The 20,625-nt window shown below is 70.9% G+C and carries 21 protein-coding genes; 13 read left to right on the top strand and 8 right to left on the bottom strand.

Translation table 11 applies throughout. From position 1 onward, the window contains the following. Nucleotides 1-124: 124 nt before the first annotated feature. Both B5557_RS37550 and B5557_RS45790 read right to left on the bottom strand, forming a co-directional pair. Nucleotides 125-748, bottom strand: coding sequence for a hypothetical protein (locus tag B5557_RS37550; RefSeq protein ID WP_079663666.1), 624 nt, complete (start codon nt 746-748; stop codon nt 125-127). Between the two features lie 79 nt (nt 749-827). Further along, nucleotides 828-956 (bottom strand): hypothetical protein, encoded by a 129-nt coding sequence (locus tag B5557_RS45790; protein ID WP_269460192.1) that lies wholly within the window; start codon nt 954-956, stop codon nt 828-830. Nucleotides 957-1,603: 647 nt separating this feature from the next. Between B5557_RS45790 and B5557_RS37560 the strand changes: the two genes are divergently transcribed. The 4 genes from B5557_RS37560 to B5557_RS37575 all read left to right on the top strand — a co-directional run bounded on the left by B5557_RS37560 (nt 1,604) and on the right by B5557_RS37575 (nt 5,052). Beyond that, nucleotides 1,604-2,047, top strand: a complete 444-nt coding sequence (locus B5557_RS37560; protein ID WP_079663668.1) for an FAD-dependent oxidoreductase — start codon at nt 1,604-1,606, stop codon at nt 2,045-2,047. Then, nucleotides 2,044-3,897, top strand: coding sequence for a thiamine pyrophosphate-binding protein (locus B5557_RS37565; protein ID WP_079663669.1), 1,854 nt, complete (start codon nt 2,044-2,046; stop codon nt 3,895-3,897). The genes B5557_RS37560 and B5557_RS37565 overlap by 4 nt, the downstream gene beginning before the upstream one ends. Nucleotides 3,898-3,939: 42 nt before the next feature. Next, entirely contained in the window at nt 3,940-4,449 is a 510-nt protein-coding gene (locus tag B5557_RS37570; protein WP_079663670.1) for an inclusion body family protein, read from the top strand. A 153-nt stretch (nt 4,450-4,602) separates the two neighbouring features. Further along, a complete protein-coding gene (locus B5557_RS37575) occupies nt 4,603-5,052 on the top strand; it encodes an SRPBCC family protein (protein ID WP_079663671.1) in 450 nt (149 codons plus the stop codon). Nucleotides 5,053-5,153: 101 nt separating this feature from the next. Here B5557_RS37575 and B5557_RS37580 read toward each other — a convergent pair whose 3' ends face one another. Both B5557_RS37580 and B5557_RS37585 read right to left on the bottom strand, forming a co-directional pair. After that, nucleotides 5,154-5,333 (bottom strand): hypothetical protein, encoded by a 180-nt coding sequence (locus B5557_RS37580; protein ID WP_079663672.1) that lies wholly within the window; start codon nt 5,331-5,333, stop codon nt 5,154-5,156. 168 nt (nt 5,334-5,501) lie between these two features. Further along, nucleotides 5,502-6,377, bottom strand: coding sequence for an undecaprenyl-diphosphate phosphatase (locus B5557_RS37585; RefSeq protein WP_079663673.1), 876 nt, complete (start codon nt 6,375-6,377; stop codon nt 5,502-5,504). Nucleotides 6,378-6,734: 357 nt separating this feature from the next. On the opposite strand from B5557_RS37585, the gene B5557_RS37590 reads away from it, so the two are divergent. Genes B5557_RS37590 through B5557_RS37600 form a run of 3 tightly spaced genes read left to right on the top strand, consistent with a single transcriptional unit; the run spans nt 6,735 to nt 9,570 of the window. Beyond that, nucleotides 6,735-7,940: a Gfo/Idh/MocA family protein gene (locus B5557_RS37590; protein ID WP_107472668.1), complete on the top strand. Its 1,206-nt coding sequence runs from the start codon at nt 6,735-6,737 to the stop codon at nt 7,938-7,940. Beyond that, complete coding sequence (locus B5557_RS37595) at nt 7,937-8,866, top strand: PmoA family protein (RefSeq protein WP_079663675.1); 930 nt, start codon at nt 7,937-7,939, stop codon at nt 8,864-8,866. Before B5557_RS37590 ends, B5557_RS37595 begins: the two co-directional genes overlap by 4 nt. Then, nucleotides 8,860-9,570: a cupin domain-containing protein gene (locus tag B5557_RS37600; protein WP_079663676.1), complete on the top strand. Its 711-nt coding sequence runs from the start codon at nt 8,860-8,862 to the stop codon at nt 9,568-9,570. Before B5557_RS37595 ends, B5557_RS37600 begins: the two co-directional genes overlap by 7 nt. A gap of 249 nt (nt 9,571-9,819) precedes the next feature. Here the strand turns inward: B5557_RS37600 and B5557_RS37605 are convergent, their stop codons facing one another. Then, the gene (locus tag B5557_RS37605) at nt 9,820-10,371 is read right to left on the bottom strand and encodes a winged helix-turn-helix transcriptional regulator (RefSeq protein WP_231976135.1); all 552 of its coding nucleotides are present in this window, start codon (nt 10,369-10,371) and stop codon (nt 9,820-9,822) included. Nucleotides 10,372-10,515: 144 nt separating this feature from the next. Between B5557_RS37605 and B5557_RS37610 the strand changes: the two genes are divergently transcribed. Next, nucleotides 10,516-11,685, top strand: coding sequence for a thiolase family protein (locus B5557_RS37610; protein ID WP_079665206.1), 1,170 nt, complete (start codon nt 10,516-10,518; stop codon nt 11,683-11,685). 23 nt (nt 11,686-11,708) lie between these two features. On the opposite strand, the gene B5557_RS37615 is transcribed toward B5557_RS37610, so the two are convergent. Next, on the bottom strand, nt 11,709-12,518 hold the full coding sequence (locus B5557_RS37615; RefSeq protein WP_079665207.1) for a TVP38/TMEM64 family protein: 810 nt from the start codon (nt 12,516-12,518) through the stop codon (nt 11,709-11,711). Nucleotides 12,519-12,758: 240 nt separating this feature from the next. Here B5557_RS37615 and B5557_RS43990 point away from each other — a divergent pair, with 240 nt between their 5' ends. The 3 genes from B5557_RS43990 to B5557_RS37630 all read left to right on the top strand — a co-directional run bounded on the left by B5557_RS43990 (nt 12,759) and on the right by B5557_RS37630 (nt 15,237). Next, nucleotides 12,759-13,061 carry a hypothetical protein gene (locus B5557_RS43990; protein WP_159424468.1) on the top strand — a complete coding sequence of 101 codons (303 nt, stop codon included), beginning with the start codon at nt 12,759-12,761 and terminating at the stop codon, nt 13,059-13,061. Between the two features lie 91 nt (nt 13,062-13,152). Then, nucleotides 13,153-14,322: an elongation factor Tu gene (tuf, locus tag B5557_RS37625; RefSeq protein ID WP_079663677.1), complete on the top strand. Its 1,170-nt coding sequence runs from the start codon at nt 13,153-13,155 to the stop codon at nt 14,320-14,322. Nucleotides 14,323-14,445: 123 nt separating this feature from the next. Next, nucleotides 14,446-15,237: a spermidine synthase gene (locus B5557_RS37630; protein ID WP_079665208.1), complete on the top strand. Its 792-nt coding sequence runs from the start codon at nt 14,446-14,448 to the stop codon at nt 15,235-15,237. Nucleotides 15,238-15,476: 239 nt separating this feature from the next. Here B5557_RS37630 and B5557_RS37635 read toward each other — a convergent pair whose 3' ends face one another. Next, entirely contained in the window at nt 15,477-16,526 is a 1,050-nt protein-coding gene (locus tag B5557_RS37635; protein ID WP_079663678.1) for a hypothetical protein, read from the bottom strand. Nucleotides 16,527-16,638: 112 nt separating this feature from the next. On the opposite strand from B5557_RS37635, the gene B5557_RS37640 reads away from it, so the two are divergent. Beyond that, a complete protein-coding gene (locus B5557_RS37640; RefSeq protein WP_079663679.1) occupies nt 16,639-17,076 on the top strand; it encodes a DUF4442 domain-containing protein in 438 nt (145 codons plus the stop codon). Nucleotides 17,077-17,303: 227 nt separating this feature from the next. Here the strand turns inward: B5557_RS37640 and galU are convergent, their stop codons facing one another. Further along, nucleotides 17,304-18,242 carry a UTP--glucose-1-phosphate uridylyltransferase GalU gene (galU, locus tag B5557_RS37645; protein ID WP_079663680.1) on the bottom strand — a complete coding sequence of 313 codons (939 nt, stop codon included), beginning with the start codon at nt 18,240-18,242 and terminating at the stop codon, nt 17,304-17,306. 397 nt (nt 18,243-18,639) lie between these two features. Between galU and B5557_RS37650 the strand changes: the two genes are divergently transcribed. Next, nucleotides 18,640-20,562, top strand: coding sequence for an RICIN domain-containing protein (locus B5557_RS37650; RefSeq protein WP_079663681.1), 1,923 nt, complete (start codon nt 18,640-18,642; stop codon nt 20,560-20,562). Nucleotides 20,563-20,625 lie beyond the last annotated feature (63 nt).

Here is a 20,625-nt window from a genome sequence, read left to right on the forward strand (position 1 = left end):
AAGGGCTGTGACCGCGGCTTGACATGAGCCATCGAGCCGCGTTCACGGACCTCAACGGGCGGTTTGCCAGGGGGGCAGGGCTGGCCCGCCACTGATCGAGGGGACGGTTCCGAGGTCTGCGCCGTCAGTCGAATGCCACGACCAGGCGGACGCCATCGTCACCGAAGCGGCCGGCCAGAGCCTTCATCACAGCGAAGACATGCGGCCAGTGAGTCTCCGGACCCAAGACGGCTCCCATGTTCAGAGGTTCGTAGGCGCAGACCAAATCGTCGATGGTCCACTCGACACGTTCTGAGGTGCTGCGCCGGTCCACAGGTGGCACGCCCACCACGGACAGGACCTCCGACGGCCACTGATGGGATACAAGCTGGCCATACCGTGTCGACGGCAGCGACTTCTTGTGCCAGGTCACTCGGCCAACGAAGTTCTCAGGCCCGGCTGCGGGATCGATGGAAGCCAATTCCCCCCAGTTGACCCAACTTGCGCTGTCCATCTCGCCCAGGGCAACCCAGGAGCCCAACTGTGAGCGCATACCGCTCGACAGGTCATCGGGCAGACCACGGCCGGGTGCAAGCGGTGGGAAGCCCGCGTAGTTGCGCACTCCGAAGAGAAGACCGAAAGCCCTGTAGTCGGTCTCGTCGTACAACGGCCACAGATCCATGGCGGTCACCCATGGCTCGCCGTCGTAGTCGTCGGTGCCGGCATAAGGATGACGAAACTCGATCCCGCCATAGATGTCCGTGCCCATGGCGTCGCAGCCTAACGGCCCTGGCTTGAACGGCACACGACTTATGGTCGGTCAGCGACACAGCGAGGCTTGGCATGGATCAAGCCGCGACGTCACCCCGCTCGTCCATGAGATCCACGCCCTTGTGAGCAGCGGTGACCTGGGCTCCGCCGCCCGTCTCCTGCCCCAGGAACGCCCCTGTCCCGCCGGTGACGAAGTCCTTGCCCACCTGTGTCGATGAGGGGGCCCGCAGCCGCCGCGGACCGAAGCGCTCCCCGGAGTCCGGAGTCCGGGGGCCTGTGGGGCGCCGGGGGCCGGGGCTCGTTGCCGGCAATCCAAGGGGTCCCCGGGCCGTCCGATTCCCCCGCTGTAGCCGTGGCGGGACGCCGACATCCTGTTGCTCGCGCTGCTCTGTCTCCGCTCGTGCGCCTGGGACGGGCGCTTCCCGAGCCCGCAGGCGCGCCGCGGAATGCTTGCCCTAGCACAGTAACTCGCCAGGGTTTTCGAATTGCTTGCAGGGTTCCGCGTAAACGTTCGGGGCCCGCACTGGACGGTCCCGGCGCGTGGGGCGGCGAATACTGGCCGGAGTGTGCCGTCCTCCCCGTCCTCTCTGTTCCCCCTCGTCCCGGTCGGTCGGTGGAACCGTCGTCATCGAGGGTTCTGGATTCCAGTGTTCCGTGCCGGATTTCGTTGTTCCGCGAGCGAATCGTCTGTCGGAATAACTCCCCTTTCCCTTCCGTCCCTGGCGAATCTTCGGTTCTTGCAAGGGAAAGTCGGGCAAGTCAAAATTCCGCCAGGCGGTGCGATCGGTGTTTTTAGGACTTTATCCGTCGAAGGAACCAGGAAATCGTTTCTCCATATCTACGATCGCAAGCTATGACCGACATTCCACGGGACAACTCCGCGACCCGTGCGCGCTGGCAGACGTGCCTCGGGCTCGCCCGTGAACTCCTCCTCGTCGGGCCGGACGACAAGGACCTCAACCTCGGCCAGCTCCACGCCCTCATCGACACGGGCCATCTCGGCTCCACCCCCCACCCGCGCAAGAAGATCCTCTTCATCGGCGCCGGCATCACCGGCCTCGTCGCCGGCCGCCTGCTCAAGGACGCCGGTCACGACGTCACCGTCCTGGAGGCCAACGCCGGCCGCGTCGGCGGACGTATCAAGACCTTCCGTGCGGTGCACTCCGCCGGAGAGCACACCTCCCTCAAGCACGCCTGGATCGAGGGCGCCCTGGAGAGCGCCGTCCGCGCCGCCGTCGCCGTACACCAGGCTCCGCCGGTCACCACCCCGGGCCCGAACGTGGAGGACTGTTCATGACCGCGATCACCCCCGAGTGCACGGTCGCCCGCTATCTCGCCCTGCGGCTGGCCGAGTTGGGCATCACCCATCTGTTCGGCGTCCCCGGCAACCACCTCGGCCCGTTTCTGACGACCCTGCGGGCCGAGGGCGACATCGAGTGGGTCGGCACCCCCACCGAGGGCGGCGCGGGCCAGGCCGCCGACGCCTACGCCCGCATCCACGGCGTCGGCGCGGCCGCGGTCACGTACAGCGTCGGCGCGTTCAACCTGCTCAACGCCTGCGGCGGCGCCTACGTCGAGCAGGTCCCGCTCATCGCCGTCAATGCCTCCCCGCCGTACGAGCAGTGGCAGAACTACCGCGCTCTGGGCATGCTCACCTCACACATGAGCCCCCGTCCGGAGAGCAACCTGGACGTCTACCGGCAGGTCACCGTGGACGCGCAGGTCATCTCCAACCCGGGCCTGGCCGCCGCTCAGATCGACGCCGCGCTCACCGCGTGCCTCTCCGAGCGCAGGCCCGTCTACCTGGAGGTCATGGAGGACCTGTGGGACGAGCCCTGCCCCGGGCCCGAGGAGCCGATCGTCCGTCACGAACGGCCGTTCAGCGCACGCAACCAGGCCATGCTCGACCAGGCCGTGAACGCGATCCTCACCCTGGTCGAGGAGCATCCAGGACCGGACGGCAGGCCCCGCCCGATCGTGTGGGCCGGCGAGGAGATCGACCGGCTCCGCCTCGGCGGCCGGCTCACCGACCTGGTCGAGGCCACCGGAGTGCCGTTCTGCACCACCGTCGGCGCGAAGGCCGTCGTCGACGAGGACCTGCCGCAGTTCCACGGCGTCTACAACGGCCACGCCAGTCATCCGGACGTGTACCGGATGTTCAAGGACTGGGCCACCTGCCGGATCGGGCTCGGTGCCTGGTCCACGTCGAAGAACCTCGGCGGCGAGCAGTGCGTCGGCGGCGACTGGGTGATGGCCGCGCAGGGCGGCGTCAGCGTCGGCACCTCCTACTTCCCCGACGTCCAGCTCGCACAGCTGTTGCCCGCCCTCCAGGACGCCCTGGTGAAGGCGTACGGCTGCGGAGGCCCGGCCGCCGACTACTACGCCGAGGCCCACGCCCATCATGGACCGCTCGGCGGCCGCCCCGCCGCCTTGCGACACCATCGCGCCTCCCTGCGCACCAGCGGCTCGCGGTCCCGGCACGCCGACCGCCAACAGCTCACCTACGACGGCGCGTTCGACCGGATCAACCACTTCCTGGGCCAGGAGACCGAGGAGGAGTGGACGGTCGTCTCCGATGCCGCGTTCTCCCTCATCGGCTCGATGAACCTGGCGCTGCCCGCGGGCGGGTTCCTGTCACAGGTCAGCTGGCTGTCCATCGGCTGGTCGGTGGGTGCGGCCACCGGCGCCGCGCTCGCCCCCGAACGCGGGCGCGCCCGCCCGATGGTGTTCGTCGGCGACGGCGCCTTCCAGGAAACCTGCCAGGAGATCTCCACCCACACCAGGCTCGGGCTCCGGTCGGTGGTGTTCGTCATGGACAACGGACACTTCTACGGGATCGAGCAGATGCTGGTGCACCCGTCCTACTACTCCGAGCCGGGCTCCGCGGACCCGGAGGGCGCTGACTTCTACAACGTCCTGCACCCGTGGCACTACGACCGCCTCGCGGACGTCTTCGCCGGCAGGAACACCCCGGCGAACGGGATCAGCATCACGCACGCCTTCGAGCTGGACGACCTGCTGGCGCGCCTCACCGACCCGAACGACCCGGTCAACGCCGGACCACTGCTGGTCCGCGTCCGCCTGCGCCGGCACGACTACCCGCGGGCGATGGCCTACAAGGTGCCGAAGCCCTCCGCGACGGCCTGAACCGGAAACCCAGGAAATTCTCGTATTCGGAAGGGACAGGAAATGGCTGATCTCAACGTCCTGATCGCGTTCGACGCGGCCACGATCGTCGAGCGGAATCCCAACGCGTCGAGGAACCCCGAAGCACCGACGTACGTCGACGAAAGCCTGATCTACATGACGACGCGACACGATCACATTGTCGGTACGTCGGGGGCCGAGCTGAACCTCCTGGCCGAACCCGGGGACAGCATCAGGTGGCGGGAGACGACGCTGTCGCTCAGCAGCGACTACAAGGCACTGCTGTACAGGTACGTCAGCAGCGACCCGGAACACCAGCTCATCAGGACGCCGGAAATCGAGGTGATCGACGGCATCTTTCCGATTCCGAAGGAGGGGAGTGAGGGCAGGCCGGAATTCGTGACGCAGAACTACCAGGATCATTACTGGCGGGCGACCGTCAAAAAGCCCGGCAAGGTCGTGTACCACTTCTACTTCCAGATCCTGGACCGCCATCGGCAGTTGAAGGGGTATTTCCAGTGGGACCCCTTCATCACCATCGAAAATCCCTGACGGTGCCCGGTCGAGGGCGGCGGCCGTCAGCCGCCGTCCTCGGCACGCTGGGCCGGCCCACCTGTGGGGGCGGGCCGCAGCGATGAGTTTCCGCGTCCCCGGGTGTCTATCAGGCGACCTTTCCGAGCAGGCATCCGCACAAGGAGACGAACCATGAGCACCGAGCAGTCCGCCCCGGCCAACGGCTTCTCCTACCACCTCACCCGAACCCTGTCCGCCCCCGTGGCGAAGGTGTGGCAGGCATGGACCACCCCGGAGCAGTACGCCCGGTGGGCCTACGCCGTCGCCGGTTCCGTCGAGATGGACGTACGGCCGGGCGGAGCGTGGAAGGCCACGGTGGCCACGCCGGACGGCGAGCAGGTCCCGCTGACCGGCTCCTATCTCGAGGTCGACGAGTACCGTCGCCTGGTGGTCGGCATGGACGTACCCGGCAAGTCCGCGCCTGCGGCCATGACCATGGAACTCGACGAACAGGACGATCGCCACACGCGGATCGGGCTCCACCAGACCTGCGACACCGCCGAGGAACGCGCCATGGCCGAGCAGGGCAGCACGATGCTCCTCGACAGCCTGACCACCTTCCTGGCCGAGGAGAGCGAGTAGCCGACAGGACGGGTGGCCGACACGACGAGTGGCCGACAGGACGAGTGGCCGAACCTGCCCAGACCCGTCGCCGCTCACGGACCGTGGGCGGTGGGCGGGTCTCAGGCCGCCGTGACCACCTCGCCGCGGATCGCCGCGGCCCACTCCACCACGAGCAGCTCGTACTCCGCCCGCTCCTGGGCGGACAGCGAGCCGCCCGCGCGCCGCCAGAGGGCCCGGATCCGCTCGTTTAACTCGGCTGCAGACCGCACGGAACCAGAGGTCACAGAATTGGGGGACATGCGGCAAGCCTAGGCGGAAGCACTGACAGTGCGCTACCGGACGGCTACGCGCGCGGATATGGGGTTGGTCACGGCTGATCGATCAACCCGGACGGCTCGCCGGCGAGCAGCGGTGGGCAGCGGGTGGGCAGTGGCGGGGAGCGGCGAGCAGGGTGGGTGATGAAGGGGTCAGCCCGCGGACTCCGCCGCGTGCGGGCTGAGCGCGCCCGTCGTCACCAGGGCGATGATGACGATGCCGAGGACGACGCGGTAGTACACGAACGGCATGAACGACTTGGTGCTGATGAACTTCATGAACCAGGCGATGACGGCGTATCCCGACGCGAAGGCGATCACCGTCGCGAACATCGTCGGCCCCCATGCCACGTGACCGCCCTCGAGGGCGTCCTTCGTCTCGAAGACCCCGGAGGCGAGTACGGCCGGAATGGCCAGCAGGAAGGAGTAACGGGCCGCGGCCTCGCGCTTGTAGCCCATGAACAGGCCGCCGCTGATGGTGGCGCCGGAGCGCGAGACGCCCGGGATGAGGGCGCAGGCCTGGCAGAGGCCGAAGATCAGGCCGTCCTTGACGCCCAGGTTCTCCAGGGTCTTGCGCTGCTTGGGCGCGCGGTGCTTTCCACCGGTCTCGTCGCGGGCCGCGAGCCGGTCGGCGACGCCGATCACGATGCCGATGACGACGAGCATGGTCGCCGTGATCCGCAGGTCACGGAAGGGGCCCTCGATCTGGTCCTTCAACGTCACGCCCAGCACGCCGATCGGAATCGAGCCGACGATCACCAGCCAGCCCATCTGGGCGTCGTGGTCCTTGCGCATCGTCTTGTTGAACAGTGACCGGCTCCATGCCGAGATGATCCGGCCGATGTCCTTGCGGAAGTAGATCAGCACCGCTGCCTCCGTGCCGATCTGCGTGATCGCCGTGAAGGCGGCGCCCGGGTCCTTCCACCCGGAGAACGCCGCGGTCAGCCGCAGATGCGCGCTGGAGGAGACGGGGAGGAACTCGGTCAGCCCCTGGACGAGTCCGAGGATGAGGGATTCAAACCAAGACATGAGGTTACGGAGTCCAAGTGCCGATCGGGGAGGGCGACGGCGACGGCAGGCCCGCCGCGCGAAGTGATCAGGTGATCAAGTGTGTGCCGAGGGAAGCCTAGCGGTCCGCGACAGCGGTCCCGGCACAGGGGTTTGGCAGGTGCCCCGCCACCCCTGACGCCGACGACACCCGCCTCCCGCCCCGACCGGCACGCGCCCGCACGTCCGACACCCCGCATGGTTGACCGGCTGCCCGGCCGCCGCATACGTTGCTGCTCAGGGAAAGCGCTTGCTGCGTGTGCGTGCTGCAGGCTTTCTGCTTGGTTGCTGGCCCGTCCGGTCTTGTGGCCGTTCGTCGGAGGAGTGCTGATCACGCCCATGTCCCCATCCAGTCGGCCGTCCGCTCCGCTGCCCGCGCCGCTCGCCGGGCGCCGTATCCGGGCTGCCGTCATCGGTACCGGCGCCATCGGTCGCGGCTCCCATCTGCCCGCCCTCCAGCAGCTCGCCGCCGAGGGCGAGATCGAGGTCGTGGCGGCTGTCGACATCGATGCCGGTGCCGTCGAGACGTTCTGCGCGCAGGGCGGCGTTCCGCACGGCTACACCGATCTGGAGCGGATGCTGGCCGAGCAGCGCCCCGACCTGGTGACCATCTGCACCCCGCCGACCCTGCACCGCGAGCAGAGCGTGGCCGCGCTGCGGGCCGGCGCCTGGGTGTGGTGCGAGAAGCCGCCGGTGCCGACCCTCGCCGACTACGACGCCGTAGAAGCGGAGGAGGGGGCGCGGAGCGGCGGCCCGTACGCCTCGATCGTCTTCCAGCACCGCTTCGGATCCGGGTCGCGGCACGTGCGGCGGCTGCTCGCCGAGCAGGCTCTCGGGCGGCCGCTCGTCGCGCACTGCCAGACCACCTGGTACCGCGACACCGCCTACTACGCCGTGCCCTGGCGCGGCCGCTGGCAGACCGAGGGCGGCGGCCCCGCCATGGGCCACGGCATCCATCAGATGGACCTGCTGCTGGACCTCCTCGGTCCGTGGAGCGAGGTGCGGGCCATGGCCGGCCGGCTCGTGCACGACGTGGAGACGGAGGACGTCTCCACCGCGCTGGTCCGTTTCGAGAGCGGGGCCATGGCCACGGTCGTCAACAGCGTCCTGAGCCCCGACGAGGTCAGCCGCATCCGTATCGACTGCGAGCGCGCCACCGTCGAACTCACCCACCTCTACGGCCACTCCAACGCCGACTGGCGCATCACCCCCGCCCCCGACGTCCCCGGCGAGCAGGCCGCGGCCTGGCAGGACTTCGGCGCGGACGTCCCCAGCTCGCACCTGGCGCAGCTGCGCGAGCTGGTCGCGAGCATGCGGGCCGGCGTGCGGCCGCGCAGCAGCGGCGTGGACGGCCGCACCAGCCTGGAGCTGATCACCGCGCTGTACAAGTCGGCGTTCACGGACGCGACGGTGAAGCGGGGCGAGGTCGGACCCGGCGACCCGTACTACACGGCCCTGCACGGCGGCGCCCCCGGCTGGGCTCCGAACCCGAACCCGAACCTGAACCCGAGCCCGGGCACGGTCGACGCGGAGGTGTCCCCATGAGCGGCGACCTGCGTCTCGTCCACGCCCACGGCGACCGCCTCACGGTGACCGACCCGGTCACCGGCGTCGAACTGCTCGCCTACGTCTACCGGCCCGAGGCGGCCTGGGAGGCGCCGAGGCCGTACCTCCACCCGCTGCGGACGCTTCGGGGCGACCTCGTCACGGACTACCGGCCCAACGACCACCGCTGGCACAAGGGTCTGTCGCTGACCGCCTCTCACCTCTCGGGCGCCAACCTGTGGGGCGGCAATTCGTACGTCCACGGTGAGGGGTATCTCGCCCTCCCCGAGCGCGTGGGGTCGATGGCGCACGTCGGCTTCGACGAGGTGTCCGCCGTCGGCGGTCGCGTTGTGATCTCCGAGCGGCTGACCTGGCACCCGTACAGCGGCGAGCTGTGGGCGGACGAGGCGCGCCGGATCGAGGTGCACGACGTCGACCCGGACGCCGGTTCCTGGGCGCTGACCTGGACCAGCGCCGTCACCAACCGCCGCGACGAGCCGCTCCGCTTCGGCAGCCCGACCACCGCAGGGCGCGAGCTGGCCGGCTACACGGGCCTGTTCTGGCGCGGCCCGCGCGCCTTCCGGGACGGCCGGATCATCGGCCCCGAGGGAGAGGGGCCCGGGCTGATGGCCTCGCAGAGCTCCTGGCTCGCGCTCTCCGGCGAGCACGACGGCGCCGACGGTCACGCCACCGTCGTCTTCGAGCACGCCCCCGGGAACGACCACTCCGGCACCCACGGCGCCCACCCCGCCCACTGGTTCGTCCGTAACGAGCCCTTCGCGGGGATCGCGCCCTCCTGGGCCTTCTTCGAGGAACTCGTGCTGGCTCCCGGCGACACGCTCACCCGTCGTTACCGGGTGGTCGTGGCCGACGGGGCCTGGGAGCGGGAGGAGATCGCCAAGTACCTGGAGACGCACCCGTGGTGAACGCGTACCGGGGGCTGCCCGGCGGGGTCGCCGTCTCGCACCTGTGCGTGTACGACTGGCCCGCAGCCGACGGCCTGCATGGCGGAACTCCCCATATGCACCTGGCCTGTTCGGAGGGGTACGTGGTCACGGGTGGGCGCGGCGCCGTGCAGACCCTGACGGCGTCCGGGTACGAGGTGACGCCCCTGGCGCCCGGCACGGTCGCCTGGTTCACGCCGGGCACCATCCACCGGCTGGTCAACGAGGGCGACCTGCGCATTACGGTGCTGATGCAGAACAGCGGGCTGCCGGAGGCGGGCGACGCGGTGCTCACCCTGCCCCCGCAGTACCTCGCCGACCCCGCGACGTACGCCGCGGCGACCGCGATCCCGGCCGACGCCCCGGAGGAGGAGCAGGCCCGGATCGCCCGCGCCCGGCGCGACCTCGCGCTGGAGGGCTACCGGGCCCTGCGTGAGGCCCCCGAGGGGCTCGCCGCCTTCCACCGGGCCGCCGGCGCGCTCGTACGGCCCAAGCTGACCGAGTGGCGCGAGCGCTGGCACCGCGGTGCGCGGGCGGCGGCGCAGGCCACGGGTGAGCAGCTCGACCGGCTCGCGGACGGGGACGTCTCCCACCTTGCCGACGCCGTCGTACGGTCCGAACAGCCGTCGGTGCAGGGGAAGTTCGGGATGTGCGGACGGCTGGACGCGTACCCGCCCCCGGAGTGATGTCACACCGGCGGTGCAGAGTGCCGCTCCATGACGCACCCCCCGACCGACTGGTCGCAACTCGAGCACGCCTACGGGCCCGCCGACGACATCCCCGGCCTCTTCGCCCGGCGACGGGGAGGCCGAACTCCATCCGGCCGACCCCGCCGAACTCACCGGCATCGGAGCCCGTCTGCACGCACTGGCCCTGGAGGCCGGGCAGAACGTCGTGGCCGGCTGGCTGGTCCATCTGTTCGGCCGCGTGACGTGCTACGCCGCCGACGGGCCCGCTACCGTCCACCCCGGTGCTTGCGGGTGGGCGCTCAGGTCCTCGTGACGGACCTCCTCGCCGCAGGCCGAGCAGGTGACCAGAGGGACCAGTTCGTTGCCGCAGACGTGCTCGATCACCATGGGGCGGTCGTCGTCCTCGCGGAGGTGGCGGTCGCCCCACGCCATGAGCGTCATCAGGACCGGCTCCAGTTCGAGGCCCGCCTGGGTCGCCCGGTACTCGAAGCGCTGCGGGCGCTCGCTGTAGGCGCGCCTGGTCAGGATCCCGGCGTCGACGAGGCGGCGCAGCCGGGTGGCCAGGATGTCGCGCGGGGCGCCGATGTTGCGCACCAGCTGGTCGAAGCGGCCGTTGCCCATGCAGACCTCCCGCAGGACGAGCAGGGAGTACTTCTCGCCGACGAGTGCGAGGGCGTCCGCGATCGAGCAGGGGCGCGGGGCTTTCGAGCCCTGGGAGCCCCGGGAGCTCTTGGAGCCCTCGGAGCCCTCGGAGCCCTCGGAGCCCTTGGAGTCTTCGGAGTTCTTGGTGGCGGCCATGCGATCAGTCTAGGGGAGCGTTGGAAAAGCAAACCCAATTCAGTTGGATTTTCCAACTCACAGAGTTATGGTGGGTTTGAATTTCCTACTCATCAGTAGGTGCCCCAGGCATTCCTGCTCGTGCTCGTCATGGAGGCCCCGCACATGCGTGACGCAGTCATCGTCGAAGCCGTACGCACCCCCATGGGCAAGGGCAAGCCCAACGGCTCCCTCGCCCACGTCCACCCCGTCGAACTCCTCGCCCACACCCTGCGCACCCTCGTCGAGCGCTCGGGCGTCGACCCCGCGCTGATCGACGACGTCATCGGCGGCACCGTCGACCAGGTCGGCGAGCAGGCCATGAACACCACCCGCTACGCGCTGCTGTCGGCGGGCTTCCCCGAGACGGTCCCCGCGACCACCGTCGACCGCCAGTGCGGCTCCTCCCAGCAGGCCGTGCACTTCGCGGCCCAGGGCGTCATGTCCGGCGCCTACGACCTCGTCGTCGCCTGCGGGGTCGAGTCGATGAGCCGGGTGCCGATGTGGTCCAACGTGCCGCCCGGCAAGGACCCCTTCGGCCCGGGCGTGGCCGAGCGCTACCCCGAAGGGCTCGTTCCCCAGGGCGTCAGCGCCGAGCTCATCGCCGCCAAGTGGTCGATCACGCGGGAGCAGATGGACGCCTTTGCGGTGTCCTCGCACCACAAGGCCGACGCGGCCTGGTCGGCGGGTCTCTTCGACGCCGAGGTCGCCCCCCTGGACGGCGTCTCGCGCGACGAGTGCGTACGTCCCGGGAGCACACCCGAGATCCTCGCCGGCCTCAAGTCCGCCTACTACGACCCGGCCTTCGCCGAGCGCTTCCCGCAGATCGAGTGGAACGTCACCGCGGGCAACGCGAGCCCCGTCAACGACGGTGCGTCGGCCGTGCTCATCACCTCCGGCGAGACCGCCGCCCGCCTCGGTCTGCGCCCGCTCGCCCGGCTGCACAGCTTCGCCGTCACCGGCTCGGATCCGCTGCTGATGCTGACCGGCGTGATCCCGGCGACCGAGAAGGTGCTGCACCGGGCGGGGCTACGGCTCGACGACATCGACCTCTTCGAGGTCAACGAGGCCTTCTCCAGCGTCGTCCTGGCCTGGCGGCAGGAGATTGGCGCCGACCTCGCCAAGGTCAACGTGCACGGCGGGGCGATCGCGCTCGGGCACCCGCTGGGCGCGAGCGGCACCCGTCTGACGACGACCCTCGTCCACGCGATGCGTGAACGCGGCGCCCGCTACGCCCTGCAGACGATGTGTGAGGCGGGCGGGCTCGCCAACGCGATGATTCTCGAAGGCGTCTGAGACGTTGTGAGGCGTCCGATACGTCAGGTCCTGCGCAGGTGGTGGCGTTTGCGCCAGGCCACCGCCGCGCCGCCGACCGCCGGCAGGGCGATGCAGGCCATGGCGATCAGGAAGGCGGGCGAGGTCGGCGAGGAGGCACGCGCCCCGGCGACGACATACGCCGCGGTGTTCGGTATCGACCCCAGCGCGGTCGCGACCAGGAACGGCAACCAGCCCATGCGGGAGACGGCGGCGCAGTAGTTCGCGGCCCAGAACGGCACCCCCGGGAACAGCCGGGCGGCCAGCATCGAGCGCATGCCGTGCCGGCTCAACTGGCCGTCCGCCGCCTTGAGCAGCCGGCCGCGCAGCAGCGGACGGAGCGCGTCCTGCCCGAGGACACGGCCGAGCCCGAACGCGATGCCGGCCCCCAGCACCGTGCCCGCCAGCGACGCGGTGAGACCCCACTGCGTGCCGAACAGCGCGCCCGCGGCCACGTTCAGCAGCGGTCTCGGCACGAACGCCACGGTGCACAGGCCGTACGCCACCGCGAAGACGGCGGCCGCCGAGACGCCGCCCAACTGCGGTGGCCAGCCGTCCGCGAGGAGCTTTTGCGGTTCGAAGAGCAGCACGCTCGACGCGGCCCCCGCGAGCAGCGCGACCAGCAGCGCGAACCGGGCCCAGGGCGAGCGAAGCACTCTGCTGCAGCGCGCGGTGAAACCGCCGGACGCGGCGACGGGAGCCGCGACGGACATGGCGAAGGGCACGGGAGCCGGTACGGGGACGACCAGCTCCGTGGCGGTGGCCCGGGGAGGGGCCGTGGCCGTGCCCCCAGAGCGGGTGGTGGCATCGAGCATCCCGCGACAGTAACGGACGGACATGTGTGATCGCCGTATGGTCCGTCTCACGACCGTCACAGATGCGGGCCTCACCCGTGCGTCGGGGGGGGGCGGGCTCACGAAGCGGAACGGCACCGAGAGCTGGTCGGCCGGCGCCCTGCCCACCGTGTCGGCCACGGCCGCGCAGGGGTGGAGGGGGTCGGAGTCCGCGCCGGCGAGGCGCCGCACGACCGCGCCCCGGTAGAGGGTGGCCAGCGGTTGTTCGCCCTCGGGTCGGCGGTGACGGCGAGCAGGATCACGAACCAGTCGTGGACCGTGTCCCCGTCCCGGACGGCCCCGATCGCCACGACACGCCCCGGCGCACCCGCCGCACGGGCCTTCGGCGAGTCCAGGTCCAGCAGTTCCCACCACGCCGAAAACCATTCGACACCGGACGAACCCTCGGCGATCATCGACACCATGTTCCGGTACGCCTTCGTCCTCGCAGCATCCGCAGTCGCGGATGCACCGAAGGCTGCCGTCCCGCTCCTCGCGGCCGCTGTCGACGGCGCCCGAAGCTGACCCTCTCCGGATCGTCCGGCGACCCCGCAGGGGGAGGGTCGGCCAGCTCCTCGGGGTCCCACTTCCTACGGACACGCTTCGAGGTACAGCCATGCCCAAGACCGCCTACGTGCGCACCAAGCCGCACCTGAACATCGGCACCATGGGTCACGTCGACCACGGCAAGACCACCCTGACCGCCGCCATCACCAAGGTCCTCGCCGACCGCGGCGCCGGCACCTTCGTGCCGTTCGACCGCATCGACCGCGCCCCGGAGGAGGCCGCGCGCGGCATCACCATCAACATCGCGCACGTCGAGTACGAGACCGACACCCGCCACTACGCGCACGTCGACATGCCGGGCCACGCCGACTACGTCAAGAACATGGTCACCGGCGCCGCGCAGCTCGACGGGGCGATCCTCGTCGTCTCCGCGCTCGACGGGATCATGCCGCAGACCGCCGAGCATGTGCTGCTCGCCCGGCAGGTGGGCGTCGACCACGTGGTCGTGGCCCTGAACAAGGCGGACGCCGCCGACGAGGAGCTCGCCGACCTCGTCGAGCTGGAGGTCCGGGAACTCCTCACCCAGCACGGCTACGGCGGCGACGCCGCGCCCGTCGTACGGGTGTCGGGGCTCAAGGCCCTGGCGGGCGACCCGCGGTGGACGGCCTCCATCGACGCGCTGCTCGACGCGGTCGACACGTATGTGCCGATCCCCGAGCGGTATCTCGACGCGCCGTTCCTGCTGTCCGTGGAGAACGTGCTCACCATCACGGGCCGGGGAACTGTCGTCACCGGCGCGGTGGAGCGGGGCACGGTCCGGGTGGGCGACCGGGTCGAAGTGCTCGGCGCCGGACTGGAGAGCGTCGTCACCGGCCTGGAGACCTTCGGCAAACCGATGGCGGAGGCGCAGGCGGGGGACAACGTGGCACTGCTGTTGCGTGGGGTGCCACGGGACGTCGTCCGGCGGGGCCATGTGGTCACGGCGCCGGGAAGTGTCCGGCCGAGTCGTCGCTTCACGGCCCAGGTGTACGTGCTCTCGGCGCGTGAAGGAGGACGTACGACGCCTGTCTCCACCGGGTACCGGCCGCAGTTCTACATCCGCACGGCTGACGTCGTGGGCGATGTGGACCTGGGGGAGGTGGCCGTGGCGCGGCCGGGGGACCGGGTCGTCATGACCGTCGAACTGGGGCGGGAGGTTCCGTTGGAGCCGGGTCTCGGGTTCGCCGTCCGTGAGGGCGGACGGACCGTGGGAGCGGGCACCGTCACTGCCGTCCTCTGAGGGTGCGCGGGAGCCGTGTGGGGGGACGGCCCCGCGCCCCTTCGGGGGTCGCACTGCAGGCACAATGAACAGGTGGAAGCCATACCCGTCACCCGCGACGTCGATCACGGCATCGCCAAGCTGATGCCCGACGTCGACCGGGAGCGGGCCTGGCTGCTGACCGTCGACGGGGCGCCGCAGTCGTACGTCGACCTGGACGACCCGACGTATCTGGAGTTCGAGTACGCGCGGCGCCTCGGGCACGTCCTGGACACCGTCGCCGAGACGGGACGGCCACTGGCCGTGCTGCACCTCGGCGGCGGCGCCCTCACCCTGCCCCGGTACCTGGCCGCGACCCGCCCGGGCTCCCGGCAGGACGTCGTCGAGTTCGACCGCGCTCTGCTGGACCTGGTCACCGAGCACCTGCCGGTGCCGGCCGGTGCGGACATCGCACTGCACGCAGCCGACGCGCGGGCCTGGCTGGAGGCGGCCCCGGACGGCTCCGCCGATGCGCTCGTCGCCGATGTCTTCGGCGGCTCCCGGGTCCCCGCCCAGCTGACGTCCCTGTCCTACGCCCAGGAGGCCGGACGGGTCCTGCGCGGCGACGGCGTCTATCTGGCGAACCTCGCCGACGCCGCGCCCTTCGGCTTCCTGCGGTCCCAACTCGCCAACCTCGCCGCGGTGTTCGAGGAGTTGGTGCTCATCGCCGAGCCGGCCGTCCTGCGCGGCCGCCGGTTCGGCAACGCGGTGCTCGTCGCCGCGCACCGCCCGCTCGACGTGACCGCGCTGGCCCGCCGCACCGCCTCCGACGCGTTCCCCGCCCGGGTGGAGCACGGCCCCGGCCTGCGTCAATTCATCGGCGACGCCCGCCCGGTACGCGACGAGGACGCCGTACCCTCACCCGTACCGCCCGACGGCGCGTTCGGCATCGGCTGAACCTCAGATCGGCAGCTTCCTGTTGTCCGCCTTCGGAGCAGGCCGCCGAGCGAGTTGCGGAACGCTGGGGCGCCCAGCGAGGCGAGGGTCGCACCGGCGCGCGCCCTGTTGTTCGTCTCGGCACCACGTTACGCCGGAAGGTTGTTGTGGACAGGTCAACCATCTGCGCCGCTTGCGACCCGCCCCTCCCCGGACCGAGGACATCGGCATGCCCTCGGTCGCGGCGGGTCATGAGTCGGTCAGTTGTGCGTCGGTGTCCCGTGCAGCCGTACGGTGCTGAGGATCTGCATGATCGTGGCCTTCGGGAGCTCGTCCTTCACGCCCTTGGCCCCGTACAGGTTCCATGACACGTAGTCGCCGTTGGAGTTCTTGAAGCCGAAGGTGATCGCCTTGCCGTCGCTGTCGCACTTGCCCTTCTGGGGCGTGTTCGTCGACTGTGCCCAGGCGTAACTGCCCTTGACGCCGGAGGCGGTCGTGAAGGGGGTGGCCTTCTTGTCGAAGGTGATGCTCTTCTTGTCCGGCTGGGTATAGCCGCCGAAGACCCACCAGGCGGGCGTGTTGATCGCGATCTCGTCGGTGGTCTTGGCCCCTTCGGCTCCCTTGCTGCCGACCACGGCGAGCGCGGTGTCGTCGGTCTTGCCGTCCTTGTCGGAGTCCGTGGAGCACCACTTCGACTTGAACTCGGCCGTGCCCTGCTGATGGATCGCGTCGTAGCCGTCGGGCTTCGTCTTGTCCTCCCACTCGAAGCCCTGGCCGAGCCCCGGCGACTGGACCTCCCAGTCGGCCGGCACGTCGAAGGCGATCCCCCACTTGGGGTTCACGACGACCTTCCAGCCGGCGACGGTCGGCTTCTCCGTCTCGTTGCTGCGCGGGTTGTCGTCCGTGCCGGACGAGGACGACGCGGAAGCGGAGGCGGACGTCGAGGTCGTGGGGCTCGCGCTGCCCTTGCCCGCGTCGACCGGTTTGTCGTCGTCGCCGCCCAGCACCAGGAACCCGGTGACACCGGCGGCCACGACGACGGCCGATGCCGCGACGATCGCCACCAGCTTCGTCCGGTTGCCGCCTCCGCCCCCTGCGCCGGGCGGAGGGGTGGGCGCGCCCGCGGGCGCCGGGGCGCCCCACTGCGGCTGCGTGGGCGGCTGCGCGGGCTGCTGTGCATAGGGGTTGGGCTGCTGCTGGTAACCGGGCTGCTGATACGGATTCGGCTGCTGGTATCCCGGCTGTTGGTACGGATTGTTCTGCGCCTGCGGGTTCTGCTCTCCCCCGGGCGGCTGCTGTCCTGGCCACATGGCCAGAAACCCTAGTGCCGTCGGGGCATGGTGCGGTCACCGCCCCTTGTCAGGACGTGCTGGCCAGCAGAAGCTACTCGTAGGTAACATTGTGGCCATGAGCGCAGACCAGATGTCCATCGGCGAGATGCTCGCCGCCACGGTGCCCATGGCCCGGACCCTGAATCTCGAGTTCCTCGAGGCCGGTCCGGAGAAGGCCGTGGTCGCCCTGCCGGACCAGAGCGAGTTCCACAACCACGTGGGCGGGCCGCACGCCGGGGCGATGTTCACGCTCGGCGAGTCCGCCAGCGGCGCGATCGTCCTGGCCGCGTTCGGCGACCAGCTGTCCCGCGCCGTGCCGCTCGCCGTCGGCGCCGAGATCGCCTACCGGAAGCTGGCCATGGGCGCGGTCACCGCCACCGCCACCCTGGGCCGCCCGGCCGCCGAGGTCGTCGCGCAGCTCGACGCGGGGGAGCGCCCCGAGTTCCCGGTCGCGATCGAGATCCGCCGAGCGGACGGGGCAGTCACCGGCGAGATGACCGTGATCTGGACCCTGCGCCCCAACGGCTGAGATTCCAACGGCCGAGGGAACCAATGGCCGAGGGAACCAATGGCCGAGGGAACCAACGGCCGAGGGAACCAATGGCCGAGGGAACCAACGGCCGAGGGATTCAGCGGCGGAGCGTCGTGCGAACGAGAGCGACGGCCTCGGGCAGGTGCACACCCATCGCCGGGGCCGTCGCGCTGTCCCGGCCCCGTGACGCAATCGCGCCGTCAGACCGTCAGACCGTCAGACCGTCACGCCGCCAGCCGCTCCCGCTGCGTCCCGCCGTCCTCCAGGCCTGCCACGAACTCCTTGAGCCAGGCCACGAACTCCGGTCCCAGGTCGGGACGGTCGCAGGCCAGCCGGACGACCGTGCGCAGGTAGTCGGCCTTGTCGCCGGTGTCGTAGCGGCGGCCGGAGAAGATCACGCCGTGCACCGTGCCGGCCGCCGCGAGTTCCTGCAGGGCGTCGGTGAGCTGGATCTCGCCGCCGCGGCCCGGCTGGGTGCGCTCCAGGACGTCGAATACGGCCGGGTCGAGGACGTAGCGCCCGATTACCGCGTACCGGCTCGGCGCGTCCTGGCGCGCGGGCTTCTCCACCAGGCCGGTGACGCGCACGACCCCCTCCTCGCCGGACGGCTCCACGGCCGCGCAGCCGTAGAGGTGGACCTGCTCCGGCGGGACCTCCATCAGGGCGACCACGCTGCCGGCGTACCGCTCGCGGACCTCGAGCATGCTGCTGAGCAGGGTCTCGCGCGGGTCGATGAGATCGTCGCCCAGGAGCACGGCGAACGGCTGGTCGCCCACGTGGTTGCGGGCGCACAGCACCGCGTGGCCGAGGCCGAGCGGGTCGCCCTGCCGGATGTGGTGGATGTCGGCGAGCCGGGCCGGGTCGCGCACCGCGTCCAGCCGCACGGTGTCGCCCTTGGCGGCGAGCGCCTGCTCCAGTTCGAAGGCGTGGTCGAAGTGGTCCTCGATGGCGCGCTTGTGCCGGCCGGTGACCATCAGGACGTCGTCCAGGCCGGCGGCGGCAGCCTCCTCGACGACGTACTGGATGGCCGGCTTGTCGACGACCGGCAGCATCTCCTTGGGAGTCGCCTTGGTGGCCGGCAGGAAACGGGTGCCGAGACCGGCGGCCGGGACGACCGCTTTGCGGACGCGGGGTGCGGGGTGGGGGGTGCTCATGCGGAGCATGCTGGCCCACCGGGATGGGAGAACGCCGAGAGTCCCCTCGGAGATTCCTGTGGGCCGCTCCCGTGCCGGGGCGGTCGGCCCCGCGAGGGCCGGAAGTTGGAGATTCCGTGCCTCATCCGGCTTTCCGCGTACACAAGTTGAGTCCCGCAGTCCGGGTCATTTTCGAATGCGGGTGCGGATACCGCCGGTAACTTATCTGAAGTTTCCCCGCTTTGAACTTGGGTCACTCGAACTCCTTGTTTCCCGTGAGGCGCGTGTGCGAAGGTGAGCCTCCCCTTACGGATGGGTCGGATCCGGCCAACGTGCCCGATCAGGCCAAAGGTACGCACCAATCAGGCACCTGCTTTCCGACGACGTGTTTTCCGTGCCGTCCGTCGGCTTGGAAGGAAATGGTTCCGTGCAATCCCCGAACCCCCCACGACCGCCCTACCCGCCCCGCCCCGGACGGCCACCCGGCGATTCCGACCCCCAACTCGTTGCCCGGCTGGGCGACCCCGACGGACGCGCCCGCGCGGTCGCCCTGCTGATCGCCCGCCACTGGCGGGCGGCGCACGACTATGCGACCGTCTGCCTGGCCGGCACCGAGGACACGGCGCGGCTCGTGGCCGCCGCCGCGTTCCACGAGGTGCTCGGTCGGCTGACGGACGGGCGTACCGGGGGCGCCCTGCGTCCCCAACTGCTCGTCGCCGTACGGGAGACGGTCAGGGAATGGGCCGGCGCCGACGGGGTGTCCGCCGTTCTGCCGGAACTGCGGAAAACCGTCGGCGGCCGGGGACTGCGTGCGGCACGGCCCGTGACGTCCGAAAGGCGGCAACTCGCCGAGCGCGCTTTCCGGTCACTCCCGGCCGCCTCCCAATGCCTCTTGTGGCACACGGAGGTGGAGGCGGAACCCATATCCGTACCGGCCGGTCTGTCGGGCGTGGACGACATCACCGCGGCGGCCGTCCTGGAACAGTCACGGGAACAATTCCGGGCCGGCTGCGTGCGCGCCCACCGTGAACTCGCGCCGACGAGCGAATGCCGTTTCTATAACCGTCTCCTGGACGTTCCCCTGCGCCGCGGCGGAACCCTGCTGCCCGATGTCCGCTCGCATCTCGCGTACTGCCGCTTCTGCCGACACGCCGCCGAACAGCTCAGCCATTTCGACGGCGGACTGGACGTACTGCTCGCCGAGACCGTGCTCGGCTGGGGCGCCCGCCGCTACCTCGACTCCCGCCCCGGACGCGCCCCGTCCGCCGACGCCCCGGCCCGGCCCGCCGGGGTGCGTCCGTTCGCCGGCGGAGGCCGGCACCGCACCACCTCGGCGGGGTTGCTCGCGCTGCCGGGCAGACGGCCCAAGGCCATGCTCGTGGGTGTGGGACTGACCTCCCTGGCGCTGGTCGCGACGGTCTTCGTCGCCAAGGGCTGGACCGACGACAACGGTGTCCCCGCGCCCCGAGCCACCTGGGGCGCACCGGTCGGCGGGACCAACACCCCCGCCGCCGACGGACAGGGCGTCCCGAGCCGCTCCGACGCCGGCCCGCCCTCCGGATCCCCGTCGGCCGCCTCCGCGTCCGACTCCCGGGCCGCCGAGGCCGGCCACGGCAGGCTGCGCAGCCCGGTCAGCGGACTCTGCCTGGACGCCGACGACGGCCGGACCGAGCCCGGAACGCCGATCGTCGTGGCCGCGTGCTCGTCCGCCGCCTCCCAACAGTGGTCGTACCAGGACGACGGACTGCTGCGCAGCTCCGCCGCCCCGACGCTCTGCCTGACCGCCGACCCCGGCCACCGCACGACCGCCCTGGCCGCGTGTCTGGTGCACTCCGGCGAGACGTTCTTCGACCTGACCGTCCGCGGTGAAATCCTGCTGCGCCGGGACGGCGGCCTGGTCGTCGCCCGCGGTGCCGCAGGGTCGAGGAAGGCCGTCGTCGCCGAGCGGGACGGGTCGGCCGGACAGCGCTGGGTGTTCGACACCGCCGACGTGGCGGCCGGGGCCCCCGGCCCGGAGGTGCGCGGGACGGCACAGCCGCCCGGTCCGGGGACCGCGCACCCTCCGGGTGATCGGGGCCTCCCGGAGTCCCCGGCCCCGCCCGGCGCCGCGCCCTTCGCCCCCGACACGGCCCCGGCGCCCGCTCCGGCCGAACCCGCCCCGCTCGCGCCGGAGTTCGGGACGAGGGTCGCCCAGGTGGGCTGCTGCGGAGCCGCGGCCGACCCGGCCGGACCGACAGCGGGAACGGCCCCCGCAACCCTGCTCGACGCCGTCCCGGCCCCCGCCGAGGTACCCCGCCTGCTCGGCGACGCCGTCGTGAACGTGGCCAAGCCCCTTTCGCTCGGTCACTGAGCGACGAACCGAAAACCGAAGGAGGGGCCGCCCGAGGGGAGCGGCCCCTCCTTCTCGTTGCCG

The sequence above is a fragment of the Streptomyces sp. 3214.6 genome, assembly GCF_900129855.1.
Lineage (GTDB): Bacteria > Actinomycetota > Actinomycetes > Streptomycetales > Streptomycetaceae > Streptomyces > Streptomyces soliscabiei.